The sequence below is a fragment of the Neptuniibacter sp. QD37_6 genome (genome assembly GCF_047778085.1).
Classification (GTDB): domain Bacteria; phylum Pseudomonadota; class Gammaproteobacteria; order Pseudomonadales; family Balneatricaceae; genus Neptuniibacter.
This window is the reverse complement of the sequence record NZ_CP180550.1, coordinates 2524033-2550271: the sequence shown is the minus strand read 5'-3', so window position 1 is coordinate 2550271 and position 26239 is coordinate 2524033. Positions and strand designations below refer to the sequence as shown.

Annotated in this window: 26 protein-coding genes; 16 read left to right on the top strand and 10 right to left on the bottom strand. The window is 42.9% G+C overall.

Annotated elements, in window-relative coordinates:
* Positions 1 to 124 precede the first annotated feature (124 nt).
* A complete protein-coding gene (locus ACMXYO_RS12170; RefSeq protein WP_415885373.1) occupies positions 125 to 1384 on the top strand; it encodes an HDOD domain-containing protein in 1260 nt (419 codons plus the stop codon).
* A gap of 85 nt (positions 1385 to 1469) precedes the next feature.
* A complete protein-coding gene (trmA, locus tag ACMXYO_RS12165; protein ID WP_415885372.1) occupies positions 1470 to 2558 on the top strand; it encodes a tRNA (uridine(54)-C5)-methyltransferase TrmA in 1089 nt (362 codons plus the stop codon).
* An 18-nt stretch (positions 2559 to 2576) separates the two neighbouring features.
* Here trmA and ACMXYO_RS12160 read toward each other — a convergent pair whose 3' ends face one another.
* A complete protein-coding gene (locus ACMXYO_RS12160; RefSeq protein WP_415885371.1) occupies positions 2577 to 4958 on the bottom strand; it encodes an EAL domain-containing protein in 2382 nt (793 codons plus the stop codon).
* A gap of 14 nt (positions 4959 to 4972) precedes the next feature.
* The gene (locus ACMXYO_RS12155) at positions 4973 to 6019 is read right to left on the bottom strand and encodes an ABC transporter substrate-binding protein (RefSeq protein ID WP_415885370.1); all 1047 of its coding nucleotides are present in this window, start codon (positions 6017 to 6019) and stop codon (positions 4973 to 4975) included.
* A gap of 392 nt (positions 6020 to 6411) precedes the next feature.
* On the opposite strand from ACMXYO_RS12155, the gene ACMXYO_RS12150 reads away from it, so the two are divergent.
* The 6 genes from ACMXYO_RS12150 to ACMXYO_RS12125 all read left to right on the top strand — a co-directional run bounded on the left by ACMXYO_RS12150 (position 6412) and on the right by ACMXYO_RS12125 (position 14006).
* Positions 6412 to 9864, top strand: a complete 3453-nt coding sequence (locus ACMXYO_RS12150) for an acyl-[ACP]--phospholipid O-acyltransferase (RefSeq protein WP_415885369.1) — start codon at positions 6412 to 6414, stop codon at positions 9862 to 9864.
* A 202-nt stretch (positions 9865 to 10066) separates the two neighbouring features.
* Positions 10067 to 11161 (top strand): iron-sulfur cluster carrier protein ApbC, encoded by a 1095-nt coding sequence (gene apbC, locus ACMXYO_RS12145; RefSeq protein WP_415885368.1) that lies wholly within the window; start codon positions 10067 to 10069, stop codon positions 11159 to 11161.
* 231 nt (positions 11162 to 11392) lie between these two features.
* On the top strand, positions 11393 to 11572 hold the full coding sequence (locus ACMXYO_RS12140) for a hypothetical protein (RefSeq protein WP_415881890.1): 180 nt from the start codon (positions 11393 to 11395) through the stop codon (positions 11570 to 11572).
* Between the two features lie 141 nt (positions 11573 to 11713).
* Entirely contained in the window at positions 11714 to 12280 is a 567-nt protein-coding gene (dcd, locus tag ACMXYO_RS12135) for a dCTP deaminase (protein WP_415885367.1), read from the top strand.
* 34 nt (positions 12281 to 12314) lie between these two features.
* Positions 12315 to 12959, top strand: a complete 645-nt coding sequence (locus tag ACMXYO_RS12130; RefSeq protein ID WP_415885366.1) for a hypothetical protein — start codon at positions 12315 to 12317, stop codon at positions 12957 to 12959.
* 240 nt (positions 12960 to 13199) lie between these two features.
* The gene (locus ACMXYO_RS12125; protein WP_415885365.1) at positions 13200 to 14006 is read left to right on the top strand and encodes a hypothetical protein; all 807 of its coding nucleotides are present in this window, start codon (positions 13200 to 13202) and stop codon (positions 14004 to 14006) included.
* Positions 14007 to 14071: 65 nt separating this feature from the next.
* Here ACMXYO_RS12125 and ACMXYO_RS12120 read toward each other — a convergent pair whose 3' ends face one another.
* The gene (locus tag ACMXYO_RS12120) at positions 14072 to 14314 is read right to left on the bottom strand and encodes a hypothetical protein (protein ID WP_415885364.1); all 243 of its coding nucleotides are present in this window, start codon (positions 14312 to 14314) and stop codon (positions 14072 to 14074) included.
* A gap of 122 nt (positions 14315 to 14436) precedes the next feature.
* Between ACMXYO_RS12120 and ACMXYO_RS12115 the strand changes: the two genes are divergently transcribed.
* The 3 genes from ACMXYO_RS12115 to ACMXYO_RS12105 all read left to right on the top strand — a co-directional run bounded on the left by ACMXYO_RS12115 (position 14437) and on the right by ACMXYO_RS12105 (position 17057).
* Entirely contained in the window at positions 14437 to 15843 is a 1407-nt protein-coding gene (locus ACMXYO_RS12115; RefSeq protein ID WP_415885363.1) for an ATP-binding protein, read from the top strand.
* Positions 15844 to 15848: 5 nt separating this feature from the next.
* The gene (locus tag ACMXYO_RS12110) at positions 15849 to 16475 is read left to right on the top strand and encodes a response regulator transcription factor (RefSeq protein ID WP_415885362.1); all 627 of its coding nucleotides are present in this window, start codon (positions 15849 to 15851) and stop codon (positions 16473 to 16475) included.
* Between the two features lie 126 nt (positions 16476 to 16601).
* Entirely contained in the window at positions 16602 to 17057 is a 456-nt protein-coding gene (locus tag ACMXYO_RS12105; RefSeq protein ID WP_415885361.1) for a DUF6515 family protein, read from the top strand.
* Between the two features lie 198 nt (positions 17058 to 17255).
* Here the strand turns inward: ACMXYO_RS12105 and ykgO are convergent, their stop codons facing one another.
* Both ykgO and ACMXYO_RS12095 read right to left on the bottom strand, forming a co-directional pair.
* Positions 17256 to 17399 carry a type B 50S ribosomal protein L36 gene (gene ykgO / locus ACMXYO_RS12100; RefSeq protein WP_415885360.1) on the bottom strand — a complete coding sequence of 48 codons (144 nt, stop codon included), beginning with the start codon at positions 17397 to 17399 and terminating at the stop codon, positions 17256 to 17258.
* Positions 17400 to 17501: 102 nt separating this feature from the next.
* Positions 17502 to 17684 (bottom strand): type B 50S ribosomal protein L31, encoded by a 183-nt coding sequence (locus tag ACMXYO_RS12095; protein WP_415885359.1) that lies wholly within the window; start codon positions 17682 to 17684, stop codon positions 17502 to 17504.
* Between the two features lie 112 nt (positions 17685 to 17796).
* On the opposite strand from ACMXYO_RS12095, the gene ACMXYO_RS12090 reads away from it, so the two are divergent.
* On the top strand, positions 17797 to 18147 hold the full coding sequence (locus ACMXYO_RS12090; RefSeq protein WP_415885358.1) for a hypothetical protein: 351 nt from the start codon (positions 17797 to 17799) through the stop codon (positions 18145 to 18147).
* A gap of 82 nt (positions 18148 to 18229) precedes the next feature.
* Positions 18230 to 19609 (top strand): class II fumarate hydratase, encoded by a 1380-nt coding sequence (locus tag ACMXYO_RS12085; protein ID WP_415885357.1) that lies wholly within the window; start codon positions 18230 to 18232, stop codon positions 19607 to 19609.
* A 91-nt stretch (positions 19610 to 19700) separates the two neighbouring features.
* On the opposite strand, the gene ACMXYO_RS12080 is transcribed toward ACMXYO_RS12085, so the two are convergent.
* From ACMXYO_RS12080 to ACMXYO_RS12065, 4 genes are all read right to left on the bottom strand, one after another.
* Positions 19701 to 20048 (bottom strand): RidA family protein, encoded by a 348-nt coding sequence (locus ACMXYO_RS12080; protein ID WP_415885356.1) that lies wholly within the window; start codon positions 20046 to 20048, stop codon positions 19701 to 19703.
* A gap of 7 nt (positions 20049 to 20055) precedes the next feature.
* A complete protein-coding gene (gene alr, locus ACMXYO_RS12075) occupies positions 20056 to 21132 on the bottom strand; it encodes an alanine racemase (RefSeq protein WP_415885355.1) in 1077 nt (358 codons plus the stop codon).
* A gap of 44 nt (positions 21133 to 21176) precedes the next feature.
* A complete protein-coding gene (locus ACMXYO_RS12070) occupies positions 21177 to 21557 on the bottom strand; it encodes a Rid family detoxifying hydrolase (RefSeq protein ID WP_415885354.1) in 381 nt (126 codons plus the stop codon).
* Positions 21558 to 21658: 101 nt separating this feature from the next.
* Positions 21659 to 22915: a D-amino acid dehydrogenase gene (locus ACMXYO_RS12065; protein ID WP_415885353.1), complete on the bottom strand. Its 1257-nt coding sequence runs from the start codon at positions 22913 to 22915 to the stop codon at positions 21659 to 21661.
* A 140-nt stretch (positions 22916 to 23055) separates the two neighbouring features.
* Here ACMXYO_RS12065 and ACMXYO_RS12060 point away from each other — a divergent pair, with 140 nt between their 5' ends.
* The 3 genes from ACMXYO_RS12060 (at position 23056) to ACMXYO_RS12050 (ending at position 25770) form a co-directional block, all read left to right on the top strand.
* Entirely contained in the window at positions 23056 to 23550 is a 495-nt protein-coding gene (locus tag ACMXYO_RS12060) for an Lrp/AsnC ligand binding domain-containing protein (protein ID WP_415885352.1), read from the top strand.
* A 500-nt stretch (positions 23551 to 24050) separates the two neighbouring features.
* The gene (locus ACMXYO_RS12055; protein ID WP_415885351.1) at positions 24051 to 25424 is read left to right on the top strand and encodes an alanine/glycine:cation symporter family protein; all 1374 of its coding nucleotides are present in this window, start codon (positions 24051 to 24053) and stop codon (positions 25422 to 25424) included.
* 124 nt (positions 25425 to 25548) lie between these two features.
* A complete protein-coding gene (locus ACMXYO_RS12050; protein WP_415883857.1) occupies positions 25549 to 25770 on the top strand; it encodes a hypothetical protein in 222 nt (73 codons plus the stop codon).
* Between the two features lie 57 nt (positions 25771 to 25827).
* On the opposite strand, the gene ACMXYO_RS12045 is transcribed toward ACMXYO_RS12050, so the two are convergent.
* Positions 25828 to 26235 (bottom strand): STAS/SEC14 domain-containing protein, encoded by a 408-nt coding sequence (locus ACMXYO_RS12045; RefSeq protein ID WP_415885350.1) that lies wholly within the window; start codon positions 26233 to 26235, stop codon positions 25828 to 25830.
* Between the last annotated feature and the right edge of the window lie 4 nt (positions 26236 to 26239).

Here is a 26239-nt window from a genome sequence, read left to right as displayed (position 1 = left end):
TCGACTGTTCGGTCTGCAGGGATAGATGGAGTTTTTGCAGGCGGTGTTGGTTAAGGGAGATGTAAACTCTTAGGAACACAGGGTCATTAATGTTCAGATCCCGTGTTCAGCCAAAAGTGATTTTATGAATACAAACAATGCAGAGCTGGATAAGGCTCTGTTTCTCTGTTCTGACAAATCGGATGCTGAAGCTTATTTAAGCGAACTAAAAGGGTTTTTAAATTACGCAGTCACATTGGTCCCGGATTGGGAGCAGTTGCTTAAATTTGCACAGCAGGAAACCTACGCCATTATCCTGCTGAACCTAGGTGGCCTTAAAGCAGAAGATGAATTAGTTCACCTTAGAACTCTTATCGATATTCAACCAGGCTCAATGAGGGTAGGTCTTTATAAGCCTATGAGTATGTCTACACGAGTCGCTTTTTCTGAATGTTGTCATCGACTTTATCCGTTAGACATCGAGCCAGCGCAATTAGGTGAAGGAATATCTGAGAGTGCGAGAGCACAACGAATTCTAGGGCAAGATAAAGTGCGTGAACTTGTGGGGAGTGTTAAGGTTTTACCTTCTCTGCCTGATATCTATGTAGAGCTCAACGAGGCCTTATCTTCTCCAAAAAGTAATGCTCGTATAATTGCAGGGATTATCGAAAAAGATATGGCGATGGCTGCCAAAATCTTACAATTAGTTAATTCGGCTTGTTTTGTTTTAGAGCGTAACATAAGTAGTCTGCAAGAAGCGGTGTCTTTGCTTGGTGTGCGTGAAGTACGGGATTTGGTGCTAACTAACAAGGTATTCGAACATTTTCCTCAGGATGGACGTTGGAGTAGCTTTGCATTTGACCATATACGGGACCGCTCTGTTCTAGTTGCCGGCTTGGCACGTGAGATCTGTCGTACAGTAAAAGCGTCACCAGTTGTAACTGATCAAGCATTTTTGGCTGCTCTATTACAAGATTTTGGTATGTTGATCTTCGCAACCCATGATCCAGAAGGCTATCAAAAGGTTATGCAGGAGGCGACAGATCTTAACCAGCCTCTATATGCTGTGGAAAAAATGCGTATGGGTGTCAGCCATACAGAAGCGGGTGCATATTTGTTATCGCTTTGGAATATTTCTCCTGCCGTCATTGAAACTGTTCTGTTTCATCATTTCCCTTCATCTAGCAAATCTGATGATTTTTCGGCACTAACTGCTGTGCATGTTGCGGACGCTATTTTACCTAATGTGACCAACGTGCTTGGATGTCAGATTTCTAGTCGTCTGAGTTATCACTATTTGGAGCGTTTGGGGTTGGAAGATAAGGTAAATCATTGGCAGCAATTGGCGAGTCGCTATAAATTTTCTCATCCAGGTTGCGGAGGGGTGAAGAGTAGTTTTGCCTAACTTATCATCCTGCTAGAATATGCGTCTTTATCAAGGGGGATTTATCCCCCTTTTCTCTGTTTTAAGTTCTTTGTTTGAGGCATGAATGTCTATCTCTGTTGTTGAACCCGAAAAGTACCAAGCGCAATTAGCGGTTAAAAAAGCAGCAACTGCTGAACAGTTTGCTGATTTTGATTTGCCAGAGATAGAGGTGTTTGAATCGCCAAAAAGTCACTATCGTATGCGTTGTGAGTTTCGTGTTTGGCACGAAGATGATGACCTTTACTATGTGATGTTTGAAAAGGGCAATAAACATGCTCGTATTCGTATAGATCACTGCCCAATGGTGTCTAAACGAATTGAAGAAGTTATGTTTAATTTGCTTGAAGACATTCGCCCAAATGAAGTGTTACGTCGAAAGCTGTTTCAAATCGATTTCCTAAGTACCTTAAGTGGCGAACTGCTGGTAACTTTGCTTTACCATCGTCCTATCGATGAAACATGGACTGAAGCTGCGCGTGAACTTAAAGAGAAATATAACATTCAGCTAATCGGTCGCTCACGCAAAACAAAAATTCTATTGGATCAAGATTTTGTAATAGAAAAGCTTGATATCAATGGCCGCGATTATATCTACAAGCAGGTCGAAAACAGTTTCTCTCAACCAAACGGCGAAGTGTGCCGTCATATGATCTCTTGGGCATTGGATGCTACGCAAAATGCCGGTGGAGATATGGTTGAGTTATATTGCGGTAACGGCAATTTTACGCTGCCAATGGCGCAAAATTTCAGACGCGTTGTTGCAACTGAAATATCGAAAACATCTGTAAGAGCAGCTCAATTTAATATTGAAGAAAACAACATTGATAACGTTGATGTGGTTCGAATTAGTTCAGAAGAGTTTTCTCAAGTATTAAGTGGTGCAGTAGAGAAGCGACGTACTAAAGATCTTGGATTGAACGAATGTAACTTTACAACAGTCTTGGTCGATCCACCGCGTTCTGGTTTAGATGATGATACGGTTAAGCAAGTTCAAGAGTATGACAATATTCTGTATATCTCTTGTAACCCAGATACATTGGCTGAAAACTTAAAAGTTATCACGCAAACACATGAGTTAAAGCGCTTTGCGATTTTTGATCAGTTCCCTTATACCGATCATCTTGAGTGTGGTGTGTATTTAAGTCGCCGTTAAGAACCAATGTAAACGTTCTTAACGTTTAGGTGAAACCAAAATTTTCTCATGGGCCTCTTGTTGAAGGGAGGCCCATTTATCCTCAAATTCTTTTACGTTAAGGGGTTTAGAAAAGTAGTACCCCTGAGCGTACACTTTTCTTTCAATTTTACGAAGAGCTGTTAATTGCTCTTGGGTTTCAATACCTTCGGCAATGACCTCTAGCCGCATACTTTTACTCATTTGAATAATCGCTTCGACTAGTCCGTGGTAAGCCCCTTCATCAGTGCAGTTACTGATAAAAGAGCGATCTATTTTTAGTATATCTAGTGGGAATTTCATCAGATAGCTTAAAGCAGAAAAGCCGGTACCAAAGTCATCTATGGCAATCTTACAGCCAAGTGAACCAAGTTCTTTGAATATGCGTTGGTTCGCCTGGTTATCAAGCAGTAACAGGCTTTCTGTAATCTCGATTAAGAGATTTGCTGGAGGTATTTGATGTTCTTCGATTGCAGTTTTAATACAGTGGATAAATTGGCTGGACTGAAACTGCTGTATGGATACATTTACAGATAAGTAAAAATTCGGCTTTAACTTTTCACGCCAGAGGGCCTGTTGTTGGCAGGCTTGTTGTATGCACCATTCTCCAATAGGCACGATTAAGCCGGTTTCTTCGGCAATGGGAATAAATTCGCTTGGAGAAATAAGTTCTGTACCGTTGCGAAGTCTTAATAAAGCTTCTGCGCCGGTGATTTGGGCATTTTTAAGGTTGAAGATAGGCTGGTAATGCAGTTCCAGTAATTGATCATCAATCGCTCTACGTAATAGCGCTTCTATCCTAGCCCGTTGTTGAATATGTTGATTATGCTCCTGTGTGTAAAAGGCATAACGGCAACGCCCCCCCTCTTTTGCACGGTACATGGCGATATCTGCATTTTGTACTAACTTGGTTGGATTGTCGGCATCGGAAGGGAACATGGAAATACCCACTGACGCAGAAATATAGATATCACTTGCCGATAAATGAAAGCTTTCTTCCAGTTTACTGACTATCCGACTGGCTATTTCTTCAGCTTTTTCTGGAGACTGGAGGTTTTGCAGTATTACTGCAAACTCATCTCCACCTAAACGAGCGATGTGGTCATCATTACGTAACTGAGAGCTAATGCGTTTGGTTGCTGCGCATATTAGTTTGTCACCGACGTGGTGACCGAAGGTGTCGTTGACTGCTTTGAAATGATCCAAGTCTATAAAAAATAGAGCAAAAGGACTTTGACATTCTTGCCTGTTTTCAAATAGTAATTGCAGGTGCTTTTGGAATTGGTTGCGATTTGCTATGCCTGAAAGGGCGTCGGTATTGGCCTGATATTCCAGTTCACTCCTTGCCTGATTAAGGCTGGTGACATCAGTAATGACGGCTAATGCTCCTGGATAGGAGTCACTGGCGGAAAGGGTTGCATCCATCAGGACTTCCATTTTCTGCCCTGACTTGGTTTTGATATTAATAGGGTATTCGGCTAAGTTCCCCTTCAGCCACAGAGTTTGAATACAGTCTTTTATTTGGTTTGTATCTTTTTGATCATAGAGAAGGTGGCTTAAAATATGGCCGACAATTTCCCTTCGATCATAACCTAGATTTTGCAGGAAATAATCACTGGCATCTTTGATCATGCCTTGCTGATCAAAGCTGAAAATTAATGATGGTGTAGAGTGGTACAGCGTTCTCAGGCGTAACTCACTGTTTTTCAGACGAAGGTGATGTTCTTCAATGTTATTTTGCATATCGTTAAATGCACTGGCAATTTCGCCTAACTCATCATTAGATGTGTGTTGCACTTTCGCAAAAAAAGCATCGCCTTTGCTACTTTTGATAGCCTGCAGTATGGCCTGTATAGGTCCCCCCAGTAATTTATAATAAATAAGCCATACGGTGGTTAGCAGCGTTATAACCATGACTAATAGGGTGATTAGGGTTTCGTTTAAAGCACGTTGCTGATTGGCTTGTAAACGGGTATTACCGACTATGATTATCATGGTGCCGGCTTGTTGGGTGATATGGGCATTGCTATAGATAATTGGGGCTTCCAGGGTAAAGGCGATATCCACATGCCCCAATTCATCAGATTGTTGTTCATATACAATGTTATTACTTTCATCCCGAACTTCGACTTTCAGCAAATCCGGGTCGAGCATCATTGAACCAACAATATTTTGTAAAATTTTCGTATTAAAGTTCCATAGGGGTACAGCCAAACTGGCGGGTAAGCTCTGAAGACTGTCTTTTTTTTCCTGTAGCTGCTGCTCAAGTTGCTGTGAGGTTTGGTATGCAGAAAAGCCAAAGGAAATTAATAAGGCGATCAATGCTCCAGGTATTAATACCAGAAGTAATTTAGCTTGCAGTGATCGTAAGTGAGATAGCATGTACGACCTTATTTTTATTGTGTAATAGAACTGAATACTTTTTCTAAGGAAAAGTCATAGTTGCTAGATCTATCTTCATTGGAAATAGAAAATTGGGTGAAATCAATTTTATTCCATTGCTCATTGCCTAGATGAGATAAGTATAGATCGATGTTGGTTTTATCAATGCCTTGCATCTGAAAACGGATATCACCTATAGGCGTATAAACCCCTTTGAGTTGCTGTTGATGGTAATCATGTAGTAATACCATAGACCAGGCGCCACCAAGGAAATGCCCTCCATCAGTTAAAAGCATTTCCCTGCTTTTCACTAGCTTTAGACCTTCTGAGGACCAGTTAAGTCCGACTAAGCATACATCTTCTCCAGCTTTTAAGTTATGTGCCTCTAATGCTGCTTTTGCGCCAAAAGCGATAGGATCATTTGCAGCCCAGATTACAGAGGGGGTTATCTGATTTTGTTGAGCCCAGTGCAGATACTTCCGTGTTAGTCGCTCAGCATCTTTTTGGTTCCAATTAGCGTACAGAAAGCGATCCAGTGTTAATTCATTGTGTTTTTGAATAACAGAGAGCGCTCCTTCGTTACGTCCAATTGAGGCCGGCGTTAGCTGATCGCCGCCAATCGCTAGAACATGGTAGGGTTTCTTATGCTGTTTTTGTTCTGCGCAGTGTAATAGCGCAGTCATCATGCGCTTTCCCGCAGTAAAGTAATCGGGGGTGATGGCGCCTAGAAGATTCGGGTACTTACCGCCGGGAAAACCTACGCGATCTCTTTGCTTTGGTAAAAAGTCACTTAGTAGCATAAGTGTTTTTATGTTTTTTTCTGCAGCCGCTAGTAAAATTTTTTCAGCGGCCTGTTCTTCATTAACCAGAATTAGATAATCAGGGGGGATTTCTCGCTGAGTGGCTTTGATTCCTAAAGCAGCCATATGTACGCGGTTGCGTTCAGCGTATATGACTTCAAGATTAATATTAAAGTCATGGGCTGCCGCTTGCATCGTCTCCGTAACCATATCCCAAAACCTTTCGCCCTGTTTACCAGGATTGATGAAGGTTACGTTCATTGCAGAAGCCTGAAATGAGCATAAGACTAAGTATATGATTGTTAGAGGTTTACTGAACGAAGTTATCATTTTTGTTTACCGTTCAAAACATCAGTATGGATCTATTCTGCCTTTAAAAGTAGGGACAATACAATTATTTTATGGCGATACTTTGGTAGGCAGCGTTATGTCATAAAAATAGTATTTTTTATTAGAGACTGTTACGAATTATCGGTTATTTTCACCAGAAGTATTAAATATCGCTACTTCTATTGTAGTTCCAAATGTTAAGAATCGGATCTTATATATTTCTAGTATCTCGGTTGGTGGTGAACAGCCGTTCTTACAAGATAGAGCAGACTACTACCCTGTATTCTGCTAAAAAAGCATGCGGAATTGGGTTGGAGAACAACATGAAAGACTTACTTAAAATAAATGGATTTATTGCCTTTGTTTGCGTGGCATTTATCAATGCATTTGTAGACTTAGGGCATAAAATTGTTATCCAAAATACCCTGTTCAAAGCCTATGAGGGCGATCTACAAATTTTACTGACCGCAGTTGTGAATGGCTTAATCCTATTACCATTTATTATGTTGTTTACCCCCTCTGGTTTTCTTGCCGATAAATATCCTAAGAACAATGTCATGCGTTTATCTGCATGGGGTGCAGTTGGCATAACCTTGTTAATAACCGCTTGTTATTACATAGGGTTATTTATTCCTGCGTTTGCGCTTACCTTCATTCTTGCTTTGCAAAGTGCATTCTACTCACCGGCTAAGTATGGCTATATCAAAGAGATGGTGGGGACAAATAATCTAAGTGAAGGTAATGCTTGGATTCAGTCTGTCACCATGATCGCAATCCTTAGCGGAATTGTGGTGTTTTCATTGCTATTTGAAATGCGCTTAGAAGGCATGAACGAAATTACGCCAGAACAAAGTCTTATTAAAAATGCGCCATTGGGTTGGATCTTAGTCGCTGGTGCCTTGATTGAGTTGTATCTTGCATATCAATTACCGCAGTTACGTGAAACAGATCAAACTGCTAAGTTTGATAAATCGGCTTACTTAAAAGGAAAAATACTTAAAAACAACATTCAGTTGCTACAAGGTAAACGCCCAATCTGGCTAGCAATTATTGGCTTGTCCCTGTTTTGGTCTATTAGCCAAGTTATGTTGGCTGTATTTCCAGCATTCGCAGAAGAGCATCTACAACAGAGCAATACATTTGTGATTCAAGGCACTATGGCGCTTGCGGGTGTGGGTATATTGTTCGGTTCAATCTTGGTCGGACGCTTTTCTAAACATTACATCAATGTCGGTTTGATCCCTGTCGGCGCTACCGGTGTAGCGGTAGGTTTAATCTTACTGCCACAACTTAGCTCTATGTGGATGCAATCCGCTGTGTTCTTCGCAATTGGCTTGTTTGGCGCGTTATTGTGTGTGCCATTGAATGCTTTGATTCAGTTTCATGCCAGTGAATCAGAAAGTGGACGTGTATTAGCAGGTAGTAACTTTATTCAAAACCTTATGATGCTTGGTTTCCTAGCGATGACAGTAGTCTTCGCTTGGAACAGTGTTGATGGGGTGTGGCTTCTATTCCTTCTGGCTGTGATTGGTGTTGTAGGTGCAGTGTTTGCGATTGTTACTTTGCCACAGGCATTTATCCGTTTACTGGTGATGATGTTGTTTCGTCGTAAGTACAAACTTCAGGTCTTAGGTTTTGAGAACTTACCTGAGTCCGGTAAAGGAACACTTTTGCTGGGTAATCACATTAGTTGGTTGGATTGGGCGATCATTCAGATGGCTTGTCCACGCCATATCCATTTTGTCATGGAACGAAGCATCTATGAGCGTTGGTATCTACGTTGGTTCTTGGATATCTATAAAGTTATTCCTATCTCAAAGGGTAAGAGTCGTCAGGCATTGGAGCAGGTGGGGGAACTTATCAGTGCAGGCGAAGTGGTTTGTCTTTTCCCTGAAGGCGCTATTAGTCACTTAGGCCAGTTAGGTGAGTTTAAGCGTGGTTTTGAAAGAGCCTGTGTCGATGCCCAAGGTGTGATTGTTCCTTTCTATATGCGGGGTTTGTGGGGTAGTCGTTTCTCTCGCTCGACCGACAAAATGAAAGAGATTCGTAACGAATCTGGAAAGCGTGATGTCACTGTAGCGTTTGGTGCTCAGATGCCTATCAGCAGTACCGCAGCAGAAGTGAAGAAAAAGGTTTTCGAGCTATCGATCCATACATGGGATCAATACACACAAACGTTGGAGACAATACCACAAGCCTTTGTTCGCAGTATGAAGTCGTCGCGTTCAGGTTACGCCATCGCCGATGTTGATGGTGGTCCTCTTAGTCATAACAAGTTATTAACCGCCTGTGCTTTGTTTAAAAAGCGTATAGCCCGAACTGAAGGTGAAAATATTGGTTTGTTGGTACCAACATCAAGTGCCGGTGCTATTGCGAATATTGCTTCATTGATGGCAGGTAAAACTGTTGTAAATCTTAACTTCACAGCGCCTATGCCTGCTCTTCAATCTTCTCTGGAGCAAGCTGAGGTACAAACGATTGTTACGGCGAAGAAGTTTGTTAAAAAATTAAATGCTCGCGGTATCGATATTGAGAGTCTTTTTGAAGGCCGTCGTGTGCTTTATATGGAAGAGATTAAAGCTGAAATAAGCAAACTGGAGGCTATATTCACATTAGGTTTGGTTAGTCTTGCACCGACCTTCATTTTGCAAACACTATTATGTAAGCCTTCTGAGCTTGAAGATACGGCGGCGATTTTGTTCTCTTCTGGAAGTGAAGGAGCACCTAAAGGGGTTATGCTTAGCCATCGTAATATCATGGCTAACCTACGACAGACAGCTGATGTTCTTAATGTGAGAGATGATGACTGCATTATGGCAACCTTGCCGTTATTCCATGCATTTGGTCTAACTGTGACCTGCTTTATGCCATTGATCGAAGATATGCCGGTAGTTTGTCACCCAGATCCAACCGATGCTGTGAAAATAGGTAAAGGTGTAGCTCGCTATAAGGCAACGCTAATGTGTGCAACGTCGACATTTATGCGACTGTACGCACGTAATAAACGCGTTCACCCATTGATGTTCCAATCACTGCGCACTGTGGTCGCAGGCGCTGAGAAACTAGATCCTAAGGTGCGAGATCTATTTGAAAGTAAGTTCCATGTACCTGTAGTTGAAGGTTACGGTTCGACTGAAACAACACCGGTTGCCAGCACAAACTTACCTGATTCATTAGATACGGATTGGTGGTCAGTTCAGGTAGGTAATAAGCCGGGAACAGTCGGTATGGCACTACCTGGATCAACGTTCCGTATTGTTGATCCTGATACACTTGAAGAACTACCAACAGGTGAAGATGGTTTGATCCTGATCGGTGGTACTCAGATTATGCAAGGTTATCTTAATAACCGTGAGAAGACTGAAGCTGCTGTTGTCGAGATGGATGGTCTACGTTGGTACCTTAGTGGCGATAAAGGTCATGTCGATGAAGACGGCTTCCTGACTATTGTTGACCGTTATAGTCGTTTTGCCAAAATTGGCGGAGAAATGGTGAGCTTAACTTCTGTTGAAGGCCAAGTCAGAGAGTTGTTGAATGCACCTGAGTTACCACTGGTGGCAGTGAACTTAGCCGATAACAAAAAAGGTGAAAAGGTTATCTTGTTGGTTGAAGGTGACCATGATTCTTCTGAAATGAGAAATCAGCTAATAGAAGGTGGAATGCCTCCTTTAACGCTGCCTTCAGAAATTTATGCAGTGCCTGAAGTACCTGTGCTTGGTAGCGGTAAAACCGATTTTTGTAGTGCGAAAACATTGGCGGAGCAATGTGCTACCTAATGCACGCATTATTGATATTGTTTGTAGGTATTCTGGGCAAGTGTCTCCTTTCTAACTGCTAAAGAAGGGAGGCTTTACAGGGAAAAGTCTGGACAGCAAAAGTATTAAAATGCATTATTCCCACTAAATTACTCGGTTATTATTGAAGAGCATCGAATTCGGCTTATTCCGAGTTAAGTAGAAATTTTTAGGCGGTATAAAAGTGTCAAATATTGAAGCGCAAATTAACCAAGTTTTAAGTCAGTTTCAGGATGAAGTTGCAGCAACCGATCTGGTATCTGCTGGTTTTGTAAAGGCAATCAAGGCAGAAGGGTCAACAGCTAGCGTAGAGTTAGTATTAAGCTACCCATCCAAAGGTGTTGCTTCGAAATTACAAGCGGATCTGCAGGCTAAACTGTTAGAGATTGATGGCTTAGATAAATGCGATATTACTGTGGGTCACAATATTTCGGCGAGCCCTAGCCAAAACAGCATTCCAGTTATGGAAGGCGTCAAAAACGTTATTGCGGTCGCTTCAGGTAAAGGTGGTGTTGGTAAATCAACGACTACGGTTAACTTGGCGCTAGCAATGGCGGCAGAGGGAGCTAAAGTAGGTGTTTTGGATGCGGATATCTATGGCCCTAGTCAGGGTATGATGCTCGGTGTTGCTGAAGGCGTTCGCCCGCAGCCTTATGATGAAAAAACATTTAACCCTGTAGAAGCTCATGGCCTTCAATCTATGTCGATGAGTTATCTGATTGAAGATAATACTGCTATGGTGTGGCGTGGTCCGATGGCTGCTGGTGCATTACAGCAATTGCTAACACAGACACGTTGGCAGGATCTTGATTATCTATTTATTGATATGCCACCGGGTACCGGTGATATTCAATTAACGCTGTCTCAAAAGGTACCTGTTTCTGGTGCAGTGATTGTTACAACACCACAGGATATCGCTCTGCTTGATGCCAAAAAAGGTATCGAGATGTTCCGTAAAGTTGATATCAACGTATTGGGTATTGTAGAAAATATGAGTACTCATATTTGTAGCCAATGCGGTCATGCAGAAGCTATTTTTGGTGATGGTGGTGGTGCTGAGATTGCTGAACTGTACGAAACAGAATTATTAGGGAAGCTACCGCTAGCACTTACGATTCGTCAACAAGCTGACTCAGGTGCGCCAACGGTTGCTGAAGATCCAGAAGGTGAACACGCGCAGATTTATCGTACGGTTGCACGTACTTTAGCAGCGAGACTTGCAAAGCATAACGCAGATAATGATATCCGCGTGCCTTCCATTATCGTTGAAGATGACTAATAAATAGCTGATCGCTGTTTTGACTCTTTAATAAAGCCCTTTATAGGGCTTTATTTGTTTCTACCTTTCTTTTTAGTTTTGTCCTGTAACACCGTTTTCATGCTCGATCTATAAATTGATTCTGATCAAATTTTAGACATTTATTTGGGTGGATTCAGAAAAGAGGTCTACAATTAAAAGTTCAAGCTGTATAAATAATGAACACTATAAAAATAAGTAAAGGGATGAACGATGGATTATAGAGCAACCGCAAATATAAAAATGATGAAGCCCAAACCTTCCGCTTTAACTCGGCGTGAGATGGCCGCAGAACTTCGCCGTCAGGCGAATACTCTGCGTGATGAAGGGCAAACAGCAGCTGAATTTTGGTTAGCTGAGCAATATGAGAAGACCGCTAATCTTCTCAACTGAAGTTGCCGAAAGAATGTACAGAAATGAATTGAATCCCCCTTCAATCAAAAACGGTCTCAACTGAGGCCGTTTTTTTTGTCCCTTATGCGTAAAAAAGGTACAATTACCGGCTCGAAATTATCACTCAGATGGAAAGCTAAAATGGGCATTAAAGCAGATAGCTGGATTCGTCGCATGGCGGAAGAGAAAGATATGATTTCACCTTTTGAGCCTGGTCAGGTTCGCGAAGTGGATGGCTCACGCATCGTATCTTATGGTACTTCCAGTTATGGTTATGATGTTCGTTGTGCAAATGAATTTAAGGTTTTCACTAACATAAATTCATCCATAGTTGATCCTAAAGATTTTGATGAAGGTAGCTTTGTCGATATCCAATCGGATGTTTGTATTATTCCACCAAATTCTTTCGCACTAGCGCGTACTGTTGAGTATTTCAAAATCCCGCGTGATGTATTAACTATTTGCCTAGGCAAAAGTACTTATGCGCGTTGTGGCATCATTGTTAATGTCACACCTTTAGAGCCTGAGTGGGAAGGGCACGTTACTCTTGAGTTTTCGAATACTACGCCATTACCTGCAAAAATTTATGCTAATGAAGGCGTCGCTCAGATGCTATTCCTGCAGGGTGATGAAGTCTGCGAAACATCCTACAAAGACCGTGATGGTAAATATCAAGGTCAAACAGGTGTGGTCGTACCACGTACTTAAGATTTACCGCACGAAGTAATAAGCACCCTCGCTAATGATTTTAGATCGAAAACAGATAAGCTCGTTCTGGGAACAGCTGCAGGATACAATTGAGCAGCTGCTATCCAGTCGTAGTGATGACCGTTTTGATGCTGAGCCGCTTTTAACTCAGTATCGTGAGCAGTTGCAAAAAATTGATCGTAACCTTACGTTCCATTTTCAAAGTGATGAAGATCAGGATGGGGCGATCGAAATGGTATTCGGTTGCGATGGCTTTCCTGAGTCCATTCAGTCAGTGTTGAGCCTGATTGGTGCTGCTCCAGACCTTACAGGTATTGAGTTTAAAGCGTTTAATAATCGCTATGACCCTGTGCCGCTTACGATCAATATTGGCGATGAGTTCTGTGAACTTTCAGATTTTTGGTTCCGCATAGTGATCGTAGAAAAGCGTCTTCATTTAGAGATCTATCTGGAAGATGCGCCAAAAGTGCTGGATATGGATCCACGGGTTGAAGCCGTTATGATCTACCTAGATGCATTGATTGGTGAGTATGAGCTAATGACGCGCGTCTGGGCATTGGATTGGTTCGAACTGCCAAAGTCACCAGAGGATTATGGTTTAACTAAACTGGTTGATCTGCGTGAGCGTTTTGATGAGCTTAAGAAAGGTGTTTCACCTATAGGTATGACGCTTCACTAGAAGAAAGCCTGTCGATAACTACCCAATATGACAGGCTGCGTTCTTGGCTCTAATTGTCCGACAAAATATAGATACTGCCTTCTTCCTCTTCGATCGGTTTGTCTGAGCCCTGTTTCCATGCGCGCATTTTTTGATTTCCTTAAGTTTTTTTGTTGCTTCCTTAGTAACAATCGACCATTGTCATAGTAACCTTAGTGTTAAATGCTAATCTTGCAAATTAATTTATAAATTAGGTGCCTTATGAGTGGATTACTGACAGCCTTGCTGGAAGATGTGCGTGCAGAATATGTGGCACGAATGCAGGCAAATGGTTGTTCAGAACCTTATCTAACAGCAGAACGTTTGTGTCATGAGGTTCTATTTATTGAAGCGGATAGGCTTGCTGAGATTATTGAACAAGATCCGACTTTACTTGCTGCACGAGCAGGTGATCTGATCATGAACCGCCAAGAAAGTGAAAATCCATCTGTCGGAGTTATTATTTGCTGCAATATTTTAGCTGCAGCTTTAGAAGGGTTATTAGCTGTTGCTGTCGAAAGAGAGTGGCTTGATATTGATGAAGAGGGCAATGTCTTGGTTGATGAGGAAGAGTTGAATCAAGACTCTCAATACTCAATCGATGTTGATTACAGTACTTCTGAGGTGGCTACTCGTAATATCGCATTAGGTGGTGCTAGTAAACTCTCCGGCATTTTTTCGGCAGCGGAATCCGCATTCTTAGATGCATTGCAGGAAAACTCCCGTAATAAAGATGCTTATCAGCAAGCGCTAGATATTTCATCTGATTACTCTGTGTTTGCTCCTGAAGAGATAGCGCCACTGGTTGCTGAGAACCCACTTTTATTAGGACTGAGACCCGAAGATCTCATAGATGAAGATCTATTCGAAGGTGATCCACCTGCGGGCTTGATCATTAGTGCTCACCTTACTCAAATGATGCTGCAGCAGATGTTGGAGCTAGGTGTGGAGCATGGTGTATTAGTACTTGATAGCAGTGGTCATATCATCGTTCCAGATGAGCCTAAAGAGCCTCCAACTCTCCATTAGACTGTAATATGTAAACTATGCGCGGCTGAATGATGTCTGATATTTAGTTCGCGCCTGCCATCATACTAGTAAATCTCTAACTCGCTTGGTTTTGTCTCACCGTTATGCAGTGCCGATGCCCGTTCGGTGACATGCCGATATATCTCCACAAGTTCTTTTCCTTGTGTTATTTGATGAGCTTTCAGTAAAACTTCCTTGAATTCCGTATTCTCTCTGTTTTCTGGAATACCAATGCGCCTGTTCTCGGTGTGTACGGGTTTGCTGGGATAGACAGGGGCTATCTGCTGGGTAGACAATGCTATTTTCACAAGACTGATCCTAGGTTTAATAGTTATTTTTATAGTAGGAAATAGGGTCTAAACCGAAAATATGCATATACCCATATGGGATTTGCACAAGTAGAGTTAAAGTCGTGGTAAAGAATTCAGAAATGGGATTTTTTCAATATAAATTGGGCCGAAAGCTTGTCCTACGAGTGGTACTGTTTAGCTCCTTGGTGACATTAATTCTCACGGTTATTCAGTTTGGTTTTGAATTTCGTCAATTGACTCGTAAGTTAGATCAAGTGCCGCAATTTATTGAAACAACCATGTCTCCAGCGATTGCAGAATCAATATGGAAAGAAGATAGGGCGCAACTGCATAAGCTGCTTCAAGGGATCAATCAGTTAGAATTTGTTGATGCTAATAAACTGCATTTGGCTGATGGGGAACGCTTGGATTATGTTGCCAATGAATCTATAAATTCAAGAACCTACCCCATAAATATCCAGCGTGAAGAGAAACAACTTGGGACTATAGAGCTAGTTGTTAGTATCGACGCAATCTTCAGCCATATGCTTGGTCAACTCTATATTATTCTTATCAAAAATGGTTTTAAAACAGCATTTGTTGTTTTCTTTATGTTTATCCTTTTTCGTAGCCTAGTAGGTCAACACTTATTGAGAATGATCAACTTTATGAAGCAGCAGGAAGAGGGTGCTGATCAACCTGTTTTACATCTAGATCGAACTCAGAATGAACAAGAGGATGAGTTAGATGAACTCGCTGATGCATTTAACCAGTTGATCCATCGTATAGAAGAGGAAAACAAAGCTAGGCTTCATGAGATTAATCAAAGACAGGAAGCTGAAAGCCAAATTGTGCATCTAGAGCGAGTAGGTACTATGGGGCAGCTTGCTACAGGGCTAGCCCATGAGCTGAATCAACCGCTCGCTGGCATTATGGGATACTCTGATATCGCCTTGCGCTTAAGTAAGCAGGAGAATGCAGATCCCAAATTATTTGAATGCCTTACTAAAATTGGCGATGAAGCAGAACGATCTGCCAAAATTATTCAGCGTACACGGTCTTTTATCCGTCGTGAGGCTGTAAAAGAAGAGGTCATTAATTTCGCGGACGTTATCCAAGAAAGTATGGATATTATGTCCCACCGAGCGTTGCAAGCTGGTGTGGATCTGGAATTTAATGGGATAGAAACGGCTCGGATTAAAATGAGTCGTACCCAGATGCAGCAAGTGTTGGTAAACCTGATTAACAATGCTGTAGAGGTGTTAGAACATCAAGCGGATGCTCGAATTGAGTTGAATATGTATAAGGAGGGTGGGCATATCTGCTTATCCGTACTCGATAATGGCCCCGGTTTTGATACCGAAATGCAAGCGCACTTATTTGAACCTTTCAGAACTACGAAGGAAAATGGTTTGGGATTGGGGCTAGTTATTTGTAGAAACTTAATCGAAGCTGCGAAAGGTAAGTTAACTGCCACGAACCATCTACCAAAAGGGGCGGAATTTATTATCCGTCTACCCATTGTTGAAGAAAAGGACGTTGAGTAAGCGCCATGACAGAAAATCAGAAAGGTACTGTTTTTGTAGTCGATGATGATTCCACGCTTAGGGATATGATTCGCATGATGGCTGAATCTGATGGCTATGAGGTGCGAGACTTTATCGATGCCACTAGTTTTCTAGAAGCTTTTAATGCTGAACAACCGGGTTGTTTAATCTTAGATATTCGAATGCCAGGTATGAGCGGATTAGCTCTACAAGATGAATTGATTAAGCGAAAGGCTTTAATCCCGATAATCTTCATTACTGGTCATGGTGATGTTGAAATGGCGGTTGAGTGCATTCAAAAAGGCGCTTTGGATTTTCTTGAAAAGCCTTTCCGTGAAGCGAAGTTGCTAGAGAAAATTGAACAGGCAATTTTAAGTGATCAACAATCTAGAGAAGAGCTTGCTGAGAAGTCCTTAGTCCAGCAGCGCTTAGATTCGTTGACCACAAGAGAAACAGAGATAATGCACTTTGTCGCCCAAGGTTGTGCTAATAAAGTGATTGCCATCGATCTTGGAATTGCTCAGGGTACAGTTGAGATCCATCGTTCCAGAGTAATGCATAAATTGGGCGTGAGAAGTGTTGCTCAGTTGATGCGTTTACTTCTGGTAGCTGGCTTACTTGAAGATCAATAGTTTTCCATAGTTATCAAGATGCAGCCAGCCTTGCTGACTCTAGTATGCACTTTCCGGTATATCGCAATTCAATTGCTCGGCTTATCATTTTTCCAACTTAATCATTTACTGAGTTGGAGAAAGGTCATGAACATCAAAAGTTATCTTGTAATTGCTCTGACAGCTACTGTGTTTACCGCGGCGTTACCTGTGGTAGATGCTAAGGTTGATGGGGTGAATCTAGATGGATCTGCTCGGGCTGATTGGGAGGATAATGATGACGCTCGTCAGGCTGCTCGAAGAACAGCACGCAGAATGGATCGTCGTGATGAGGCAAGAGATGCAAAGCAGGTTACAGTTTTGCCGGGTGGTTGTTATACGCAGGTTATATCAGGTATAGCTTACCAAAACTGTAACGGTGTTCTGTATCAGCAAGTACCAGGCCAAGTCAGTTACGTAGTTGTGCAACCTGCAGGAATTTTAAATACTTTGCCAGCTGGCTGTATATCTAAAACGTTGGGTAACTCGATGTTTTTTGAATGTGGAACCCAAGTCTATAAAGCAGTTGTGATGAATGGATCGACTGTTTATCAATTACAGTAAACTTAAAACGAAAAGATCTTTGTTGATGCAGGATGTTAGCACAGTTGCTTTGTGCATTACTTATGTGAGATGGCAAGATAAAAGCAGGGCCGTTAATACAAGCGCACAGCGAACGATCATTTAACTATCTATTTTTTAAGGGGTTCCTTAAAAAGATAGTTAGGTAGACCTATATACACAAGAAACGCTAACTCGAGGTTAGCGTTTCTTTTTTGCGCTGCCTTGGCGGGCTTTGAAGCGCGGGTTTGATTTACAGATCACGTAAAGCTTGCCGCGACGCTTTACCACCTGACAGTCAGGGTGACGGTTTTTAGCTGTTTTTAAAGAGCTTAATACTTGCATGAGAAGACCTCATTCACTTAGCGAGCGTGTTTGCCGAAACGTTTGTTGCTCATAAGCACCTCTTTTAAAGCCATTTTCTATGGCTGAGAGATGTCTAGCAAACTAGGGGCAATTCACAGGGTGCGATGCACTGGAGATATCTAGTGTGACAAAAGGGTATGTATTGCCATCTTCCCAAACAACGGTTTGAGATGATTTTACGGTTGAGCGGATACGAAAATCTTTGCCACAGCTGGTGTCGCGGAAGATAACGTAGTCGTAATCAGGGTGGATACCTTTTTTCATTTTTGCTCACCTCTTAAATGTTATGTCATAACATAATATATTATTGAGAATCATTTTTAATCTTATTTTCTTTAGTTTATTGTTGAATCCGTCTTGCGATGAATTAAATCTAATGTATAGTGATAGTGGTTATCATTTAGATTTGATTGTTTTTATGTCGCAAACGGCTCAGTTTGATTCGCCAATTAACGAATATCTGCAACATGTCCAGAAGCAGATACGTTTTGCAAAAGAACCGGATAATCCAAGTTTGATCAGTCATTACTTGGATATAGATACATGTCGGCAGAAGAGTGTGGAATCGCTGAAGCAGCATTATGAACGCCAGTTCCGTCTATTGTTAGATACGGTGGCGGACGAACTCATACCGAGTTATTGGCGTTGTTGCTGCCTAGATAACATCAATAAGCCCCTTGGCCAATTGGCGCGGCTGTTTGCAAATAATCAAGATGGGCAAGCTTAAGTATGAGCTGAACATGACCTGTCATTACGTACAGTCAGGTCTAAGCCGTTAACCACAGTCAGGAAAAATAAGGATAAATAAGATGAGTAAGACACGTGTAGCTAAAGACAGTATGGGTGAGCTAGAAGTGCCTGTTGATGCTTTATATGCAGCCCAAACGCAGCGTGCGGTGAATAACTTTCCTGTGAGTGGACAGCCGATGCCAGAGGCATTTATTCGTGCTTTGTTGCAAGCTAAAGCTGCGGCAGCAAAAGCCAATGTCACACTAGATCAAATTCCAGAGAAGATGGGTAGTGCGATTGCTCAAGCGGTTGAGCAATTGTTGAAAGAATATGACCTGATGCGTCACTTCCCGGTAGATGTGTTCCAGACAGGTTCTGGTACAAGCTCCAATATGAATGCTAACGAAGTATTGGCTGCAATTGCGTCTGATATTTATGGCGACAATGTCGGTGCAAATGATCACATCAACTGTGGTCAAAGTAGTAACGACATTATCCCATCCAGTATTCATATCAGTGCTGCAGTTGAGCTATCAGAGCAGCTGTTACCAGCGTTGGAATATCTACAGAAAGTGATTGAGGATAAAGCTGCAGCCGTGGATGGTTTTGTGAAGACGGGGCGTACTCACCTAATGGATGCGATGCCGGTTCGGATGAGTCAACCGCTCAACGGTTGGGCGACTCAAATTAAGCAAAATATCCATCACCTAAAACAGATTCAGCCAGCTTTGCAAAGCCTTGCACAGGGCGGCACCGCCGTAGGTACAGGTATTAATGCCCATCCTGAGTTTGCTAAAAACTTTAATGCAGAGCTAAGCCAGCTTACCGGTTTGGAGTTTACCCCTGCAGATGATTTCTTTGCACATATTGCCTCACAAGATGTCGCGGTTGCACTGTCTGGTCAACTGAAAGCGACGGCTGTCTCTGTGATGAAAATCGCCAATGACCTACGATGGATGAACTCTGGCCCGCTAGCCGGTCTAGGTGAAATCGAATTGGAAGCGCTTCAGCCTGGTTCTTCCATCATGCCGGGTAAAGTGAATCCCGTTATTCCAGAAGCAGCAGCAATGGTGTCAGCTCAGGTAATTGGTAACGATGCTGCTATTACCGTAGCAGGCCAGTCGGGCAATTTTGAGTTGAACGTGATGTTGCCTCTAGTGGCGAGCAACTTGCTCAACAGCATCAAGCTGCTAAGCAACGTAAGTCGCCTGCTAGCGGATAAAGCTATTGCGAGCTTTAAGGTGAATGAGGACCAGCTAAATCATGCACTGTCTCGTAACCCAATCTTGGTGACAGCCCTAAATCCAATTATTGGCTATATGAAGGCGGCTGAGATTGCTAAGCAAGCTTATAAAGAGGGACGACCTGTTGTTGAAGTTGCGGCAGAAAACACCGATCTATCGGTGGAAGAGTTACAGAAATTACTCGATCCAGCCAAGTTAACCCAAGGGGGGTTATAGATAGCAGTTAAGTAGATCGTAAAATAAGAAAGTAGCAGCTGGAGTAGAGTTTTCTGGCGAATATTGGGGATCATTTGATCCCCTTTTTTAATCAGTAAGCCGCTGTAACAGATAGCTCTACTAAAATTTCTGGTCGGGCCATGCGCGCTTCAACACATGCACGTGCTGGTTTTTCTACGTCAGCAACCCATGCATCCCATACAGTGTTCATTGCTGCGAAGTCTTTCATATCGCGGATATAAACGGTTACAGAAAGGATCTGATTACGGCTGCTGCCAGCTTTAGCAAGTAGGTCATCAACCTTATCTAGGCAGCGCTGTGTTTGTTCTGCAATGTCCCACTGTGCTTCGCCAGCAGTTTGACCGCAAAGGTAAACAGTGCCGTTGTGCTTAACAATGCGGCTCATGCGATCAGTAGATTCAATACGTTCAATACTCATTGTGTTCTCAAATATATTTCTTATGTACGCGGCGGGTAATGCCGGTAAATAGGGTGTAAGGGATAGTGTCGCTGCACTTGGCTATCTCAGTCGCAGGAAGGTTCTCTCCCCACAGTTCCACGTGGCTGCCAACATTAGCTGTTGGGATATCCGTCAGATCTACTGCCAGCATGTCCATCGACACACGACCAACGATCTGTGTTTTATGGCCGTCGACCAAAACCGGAGTGCCGCTTTTAGCATGACGCGGATAGCCATCGGCATAACCGATGGCAACTGTGCCGATCTTACTCGGGCGGCTGCATCTCCAAGTTTGGCTGTAGCCAACGGGTTCGCCCACCTCAAGTTCACGCACAGCAATCACTTCAGAACTCAGGGTCATCGCTGGTTGCAGTTGATCGGCCAGTGGTTGTGACTCAGCAAATGGCGTTGCACCGTACAGCATAATGCCAGGACGTTGCCAATCTCTGCGGGCATCTTCATGCGCGAGTGTGCCTGCTGAGTTTGCTAGGCTAACAGCTGCATCTAAAGTCGCGGCTACTACATCAAAGCGTTGGATCTGCTCATTGGTGGCTGAAAGCTCAGGCTCGTCAGCAGATGAGAAGTGGCTCATCAGAACTACCTCTTTGACCTGATCTAGCTGAGACAGTTTTTCAAACGCAGCAGCGTAATCTTCTGGCTTAACACCTAAGCGGTGCATGCCACTATCCATTTTTAGCCAAGCGCTAATAGGTTTCTCTATATCAGCTTTAGCCAGAATATCGATCTGTTCCACGCTATGAATAGCGCACCATAGCTCTTTATCAGAGATATAGTTCAGTTCATCGGCTGAGAAGAAGCCTTCTAACAAAAGGATTGGTTTGTTGATGCCCGCTTCGCGAAGCTCTACTGCTTCTTCGATACAAGCAACACCAAAACCATCGGCTTCATCTTCTAGGGCCTGTGCAACTTTAACTGCGCCGTGACCGTAGGCATCAGCCTTGATAATGGCTAATGCTCCCTGATCGGGGGCGGCAGATTTAGCTAAGCGATAGTTGTGTCGAATAGCATCTAAGTTAATGGTTGCTGTGGCTGCTCTAGCCATACTCACTCCGGACTGTTGGTTCAGATAGTTTTGTTTGGTTGGTTTTATACAACCATAACAGCTTCAATTTCTATGTCAGCGTCTTTTGGTAACGCTTTTACTGCATAAGCTGCGCGAGCAGGATAAGGGGCTTCAAAGTATTTCGCCATGATTTCATTAACTTGCGCGAAATATTCTAGGTCGGAAAGTAAAACAGTGATCTTTACGAAGTCGTTTAAGTTACCGCCTGCAGCTTCAGCAACAGCTTTAAGGTTTTCGAAAACCTGAACTGCTTGGCTTTCAAATGACTTGGTCACCATCTCCATTGTTGCTGGGTTTAATGGAATCTGACCAGAGATATAAACAGTGTTACCCGCTTTAACTGCTTGTGAATAAGTGCCAATCGCTGCAGGTGCTTTGTCTGTGGAGATAATAACTTTTTGCATGTTCGTTTCCTTTAAAGAAAAGAGCCTGTAATAAAAAAGGAGATACCGGACAGTGGGATTAGCCGGTTCTCCGAAAATAGTTGTTATAGGGTGATCAGTATTTAGGCGTAGCGCGCTAGCGATAGGCCTTCTTTGTCAATATCTGGAGCGGTGTTGCTGATGATGTCAGACACGTATTTGCCCGAGCCTAGCGACATGGTCCAACCTAGTGTGCCGTGACCTGTATTAAGGAATAGGTTCTCAAATTGAGTCTCACCTAAAATTGGTGTGCCGTCCGGTGTCATTGGACGTAAGCCCGTCCAGAACTCAGCATTCTCTGTGCAACCGCCGCCAGGGAAGAGATCGTTAACAACGAACTCAACATTAGCTTTACGCTTCTCTTCCAGCTCTTTGTTATAGGACGCGATCTCGGCAGTACCGCCAACACGAATACGATCATCAAAACGTGTCACCGCAACTTTATAAGTCTCATCCATCACTGTAGATGTTGGCGCTTTGCTTTCATCAATAATCGGCAGTGTTAGTGAGTAGCCTTTAATTGGGTACACAGGTACTTTTAGACCGATCTTAGAAAGTACAGGGGTAGAATAGCTACCTAGTGCAACAAGATAAGAATCGGCTGTCATGGTGCCGCGCGAAGTGGAAACGCTTACAACCTGATCGCCTTCAGTGTTTATATTCAGAATGTCGGTTTTCATAATGAATTCGACACCCATCTTTTTACACTCATCAGCTAAGGCGTTGGTGAACTTGAAACAATCGCCAGTTTCATCACCTGGTAAGCGAAGGCCACCTACGATCTTCTCTTTTACGTTAGCAAGTGCAGGTTCATATTCGATACAGCCATCGCGATCTAAGCTTTGGAAATCTACGCCGCTCTCTTCTAGAACAGAGATATCTTTCTGGGCATCTTGCATCTGTTTATCAGTTCTAAACACTTGCAAGGTACCTTTAGTGCGCTGATCGTAGTCTATATTTAATTCATTGCGCAGATCGATAAAGCAATCACGGCTGTATTCAGCTAGGCGAACCATGCGGGCTTTATTAGTGTGGTAAGCGCTTTCTGTGCAGTTGGATAACATTTTGGTCATCCACGCGAGAGTTTGCGTATCAACGTCGCGTCCGCTGATCATAAATGGCGCTAAATCTTGCATTAGCCACTTAATAGCTTTTAGGGGAATACCGGGTCCGGCCCAAGGAGCAGAGTAACCAGGAGAGATCTGGCCAGCGTTGGCGTAGCTTGTTTCTAACGCGACATCGACCTGTCGATCGATTATAGTTACCTTATGGCCAGCCTTGGCTAAATACCAAGCGCTCGTTACGCCAACCACTCCTGCACCTAAAACCAGTACCTGCATAATGTGACCTCATTTTCGTATTTTTTATGTTAATGAGAAAACACTAGTTTATTTGGTTTTTGTCAGTGTAAGGCGCTAAAGTTTGGCTATAATACAGAATAATAACCTGCATATTTTACTTTCATAGTGGATATCAATGCATGACAAATAGTAAGAAGCGTACGCTAGATCGCTTAGATGTAAGCATTTTGCGTACTTTGCAAAACGATGGGCGAATTAGTTACGTTGATCTTGCAGAGAAAGTCGGCTTAAGTTCGACACCCTGCATAGAGCGTGTGAAGCGATTGGAAAAAGAAGGGTATATAGAAGGATACTATGCCCGCTTAAACCCACAGTTGCTTGAATACAATATGTTGGTATTTGTAGAGATATCTCTCTCATATCAAACACCAGATGCATTCCAGACGTTTAATAAGGCGGTTGAAGAGCTGCCTTATATATTGGAGTGCCACTTAGTTTCGGGTGATGCAGACTACCTGTTAAAGGCACGTATAAACGATATGTCCGAATATCGTGCGCTTTTAGGGGATATGCTTTTGACTCTGCCAGGGGTTAAGAACTCTAAGAGCTACATTGTGATGGAAGAGGTGCGTGAAACGCTTGAGCTGCCTATTAAGTTTAATGTTAATCGGTAAGTTTAGTTTTTCGTAACCCTCTATAGAAGGTGCAAAATCAGGGCTCTGGTTTGCACCTTTTTTCTTCTTGTTTCTCGGGCTTTATGGCCTCAATAACCCTATCTACCTCTTAAATAGTTTATTTCACTGCTAATTTAGAAATTCGTAGTTGATACCACTGTTTATTTTTTTAATTCAAAGCCATTTTCTGGCTTATTTAGCATATCGTAATGCGCAATTCTATTCGTAGCAAAGAGGTGGGGGCTGCTGGGCTACTTACCCTTGGCAGGATAAGGTTGTTTGATATATAGCCAGATGTTCAGGCATCCCCTCTATGTCAAAGAGCCAGGCGAGCACACTAAGCCCCGTCTCGCTACGAAGAGAAAAAGAGCAGATTGCTGTGTTTAAGATGTGGCTGAAACCTTTAGGGTTAAACCCTTAGGAATTAGCTATCTGAAAATTAAAAAATAACAGAGCAGTTATTTTTCCCTCGAAGAAAAAAACAATATAGAGGAATCATAATGGAAGCATTGACCGGATTTATAAGTGCGGTTAACGGCATCGTTTGGGGTCCAATGATGCTGGTACTAATTTTAGGTGTAGGTTTGTTCCTACAGCTAGGTTTGAGACTAATGCCAATTTTGAAATTGGGCACTGGTTTTAAATTAATGTGGAGCGGCCGAAATACGGCTGAATCTGAAAAAGGCTCCGGTGAAATCTCACCTTTCCAAGCCTTGATGACAGCAATGTCTGCAACGGTAGGTACTGGTAATATTGCCGGTGTTGCTACAGCTGTATTCCTAGGTGGTCCAGGTGCTCTGTTCTGGATGTGGTGTACTGCACTAGTAGGTATGGCGACTAAGTTCTCTGAGGCTGTATTGGCGGTTAAATACCGTGAGGTTGATGAGAATGGCAACCACGTTGGTGGTCCAATGTACTACATCAAAAATGGCCTAGGTAAAAAATGGGCGTGGATGGGTACAACTTTCGCGGTTTTCGGTACGATCGCAGGCTTCGGTATTGGTAACACAGTTCAATCTAACTCTGTTGCTGATGTTCTAGAAGCAAACTTCCAGATGCCAGCATGGGTAACTGGTGTAATCCTGATGGTACTTACTGCAGCTGTATTGCTAGGTGGTATTAAGCGTATCGGTGCGGTTGCGGGTGCTTTGGTTCCATTGATGGCAATCAGCTACCTTGTTGCAGGTCTAGTTGTTCTAACAATTAACGTTGATGCGATCCCTGCTGCTCTAGATCTTATCTTTACTTATGCATTTACTGAACATGCTGCTGAAGGTGGTTTCGCTGGTGCTGCTGTTTGGGCTGCGATCCAGTTCGGTGTGGCACGTGGTGTATTCTCTAACGAAGCCGGTCTTGGTTCTGCTCCGATTGCTCACGCTGCATCTCAAACTAAGGATCCAGTTCGTCAGGGTCTAATCGCAATGCTAGGTACATTCCTAGATACAATTATCATCTGCTCTATTACTGGTTTGGTTATCATTACTTCTGGTGTATGGACTGACGGTGTATCAGGTGCAGCACTAACATCTGCCGCTTTCGCTGATGCGTTACCGGGTGTAGGTAACTACATTGTTGCTATCTCTCTAGCGATCTTTGCTTTCACTACAATCCTAGGTTGGAGTGTTTATGGCGAGCGTTGTGCTGAATACCTATTTGGTGTGAAAGTAATTATGCCTTTCCGCATCCTATGGATCATTGCTGTACCTTTAGGCACGCTGATCAGCTTGGATTTCGTATGGCTACTAGCAGATACACTTAACGCGATGATGGCTATTCCAAACTTGATTGCTCTGGCGCTATTGAGCCCAGTTGTATTCAAATTGACTCGCGAATACTTTGAAGCACAAGTGGCTTCATCGTTAGAAACAAAATAAGTCAGGCTCTTTATTTTGTAACTAAAAAGACCGGGTATTGCCCGGTCTTTTGCTTTATAGCGTTTGGCTTTTGCCTTATGGGCGTATACTGTGTGAATAGTTCTATGTAGTAAGTGAGGCCAAGATGGAAAAGAAAGACGGTAAAACCATATATAAAATTATAAAAGCCTCTGGATTAGACGATGCCAAACCTCAAGCTGAGGTAGCGCCTGATACCCAAGTGATCGAAATAGATTTAGAAGAGGTGTTTCTGTACGGGAATCTGGACTTTGTCGATATGCCCCAAGAGCTGCGCGATGCCCTGTATTCGCAAATGGTTTCTAGTGGCATGCTGACGGTGCACTAGTTCTTAAGCTTAAAAAAGGGCCGTTATGAGATGGCCCTTACTGTTCAAGCTGCTTCGTTATCCGCCGAACGGATATAGCGTTTCTTCTTCCTCGTCTTCATCTTCATCGTTAATCCAACGAAGTGCTTCGAGTAGTTGAGTCATTCTATAGTGGCGCATTTCACCTTGGGTTAGCAGGTCGCCTACCTTAGTCATCCATTCGGTCCATTTAGGATCACCAACGATTGCTATACGGTAAAAATCATTGGCGTGTTCCGCGCCGAATTTTAGGTCTTCCCATAATGCACCGACTTCAAAACCTGAGAAATCTGGAGCAAAAGTAATTAGCAGACGAACTTCAGGATGCGTGTTCTTTACATGCTCAAACAGTGGAAGGAATGTTTCGGTGTAATCGCTTGCTGTCAGAGTGTCATTCGCTTGCAGGACGATAATGTCGCCTGTTGTTTCAGGAAGTACATAGAGCATGGAA

Excerpts from the sequence above, each read along its gene's own strand:
- ACMXYO_RS12170 (WP_415885373.1), top strand. The coding sequence starts at position 125 with ATGAATACAAACAATGCAGAGCTGGATAAGGCTCTGTTTCTCTGTTCT.
- trmA (WP_415885372.1), top strand. The coding sequence starts at position 1,470 with ATGTCTATCTCTGTTGTTGAACCCGAAAAGTACCAAGCGCAATTAGCG.
- ACMXYO_RS12160 (WP_415885371.1), bottom strand. The coding sequence starts at position 4,958 with ATGCTATCTCACTTACGATCACTGCAAGCTAAATTACTTCTGGTATTA.
- ACMXYO_RS12155 (WP_415885370.1), bottom strand. The coding sequence starts at position 6,019 with ATGAACGTAACCTTCATCAATCCTGGTAAACAGGGCGAAAGGTTTTGG.
- ACMXYO_RS12150 (WP_415885369.1), top strand. The coding sequence starts at position 6,412 with ATGAAAGACTTACTTAAAATAAATGGATTTATTGCCTTTGTTTGCGTG.
- ACMXYO_RS12140 (WP_415881890.1), top strand. The coding sequence starts at position 11,393 with ATGGATTATAGAGCAACCGCAAATATAAAAATGATGAAGCCCAAACCT.
- dcd (WP_415885367.1), top strand. The coding sequence starts at position 11,714 with ATGGGCATTAAAGCAGATAGCTGGATTCGTCGCATGGCGGAAGAGAAA.
- ACMXYO_RS12130 (WP_415885366.1), top strand. The coding sequence starts at position 12,315 with ATGATTTTAGATCGAAAACAGATAAGCTCGTTCTGGGAACAGCTGCAG.
- ACMXYO_RS12125 (WP_415885365.1), top strand. The coding sequence starts at position 13,200 with ATGAGTGGATTACTGACAGCCTTGCTGGAAGATGTGCGTGCAGAATAT.
- ACMXYO_RS12115 (WP_415885363.1), top strand. The coding sequence starts at position 14,437 with ATGGGATTTTTTCAATATAAATTGGGCCGAAAGCTTGTCCTACGAGTG.
- ACMXYO_RS12110 (WP_415885362.1), top strand. The coding sequence starts at position 15,849 with ATGACAGAAAATCAGAAAGGTACTGTTTTTGTAGTCGATGATGATTCC.
- ACMXYO_RS12105 (WP_415885361.1), top strand. The coding sequence starts at position 16,602 with ATGAACATCAAAAGTTATCTTGTAATTGCTCTGACAGCTACTGTGTTT.
- ykgO (WP_415885360.1), bottom strand. The coding sequence starts at position 17,399 with ATGCAAGTATTAAGCTCTTTAAAAACAGCTAAAAACCGTCACCCTGAC.
- ACMXYO_RS12095 (WP_415885359.1), bottom strand. The coding sequence starts at position 17,684 with ATGAAAAAAGGTATCCACCCTGATTACGACTACGTTATCTTCCGCGAC.
- ACMXYO_RS12090 (WP_415885358.1), top strand. The coding sequence starts at position 17,797 with ATGTATAGTGATAGTGGTTATCATTTAGATTTGATTGTTTTTATGTCG.
- ACMXYO_RS12085 (WP_415885357.1), top strand. The coding sequence starts at position 18,230 with ATGAGTAAGACACGTGTAGCTAAAGACAGTATGGGTGAGCTAGAAGTG.
- ACMXYO_RS12080 (WP_415885356.1), bottom strand. The coding sequence starts at position 20,048 with ATGAGTATTGAACGTATTGAATCTACTGATCGCATGAGCCGCATTGTT.
- alr (WP_415885355.1), bottom strand. The coding sequence starts at position 21,132 with ATGGCTAGAGCAGCCACAGCAACCATTAACTTAGATGCTATTCGACAC.
- ACMXYO_RS12070 (WP_415885354.1), bottom strand. The coding sequence starts at position 21,557 with ATGCAAAAAGTTATTATCTCCACAGACAAAGCACCTGCAGCGATTGGC.
- ACMXYO_RS12065 (WP_415885353.1), bottom strand. The coding sequence starts at position 22,915 with ATGCAGGTACTGGTTTTAGGTGCAGGAGTGGTTGGCGTAACGAGCGCT.
- ACMXYO_RS12060 (WP_415885352.1), top strand. The coding sequence starts at position 23,056 with ATGACAAATAGTAAGAAGCGTACGCTAGATCGCTTAGATGTAAGCATT.
- ACMXYO_RS12055 (WP_415885351.1), top strand. The coding sequence starts at position 24,051 with ATGGAAGCATTGACCGGATTTATAAGTGCGGTTAACGGCATCGTTTGG.
- ACMXYO_RS12050 (WP_415883857.1), top strand. The coding sequence starts at position 25,549 with ATGGAAAAGAAAGACGGTAAAACCATATATAAAATTATAAAAGCCTCT.
- ACMXYO_RS12045 (WP_415885350.1), bottom strand. The coding sequence starts at position 26,235 with ATGCTCTATGTACTTCCTGAAACAACAGGCGACATTATCGTCCTGCAA.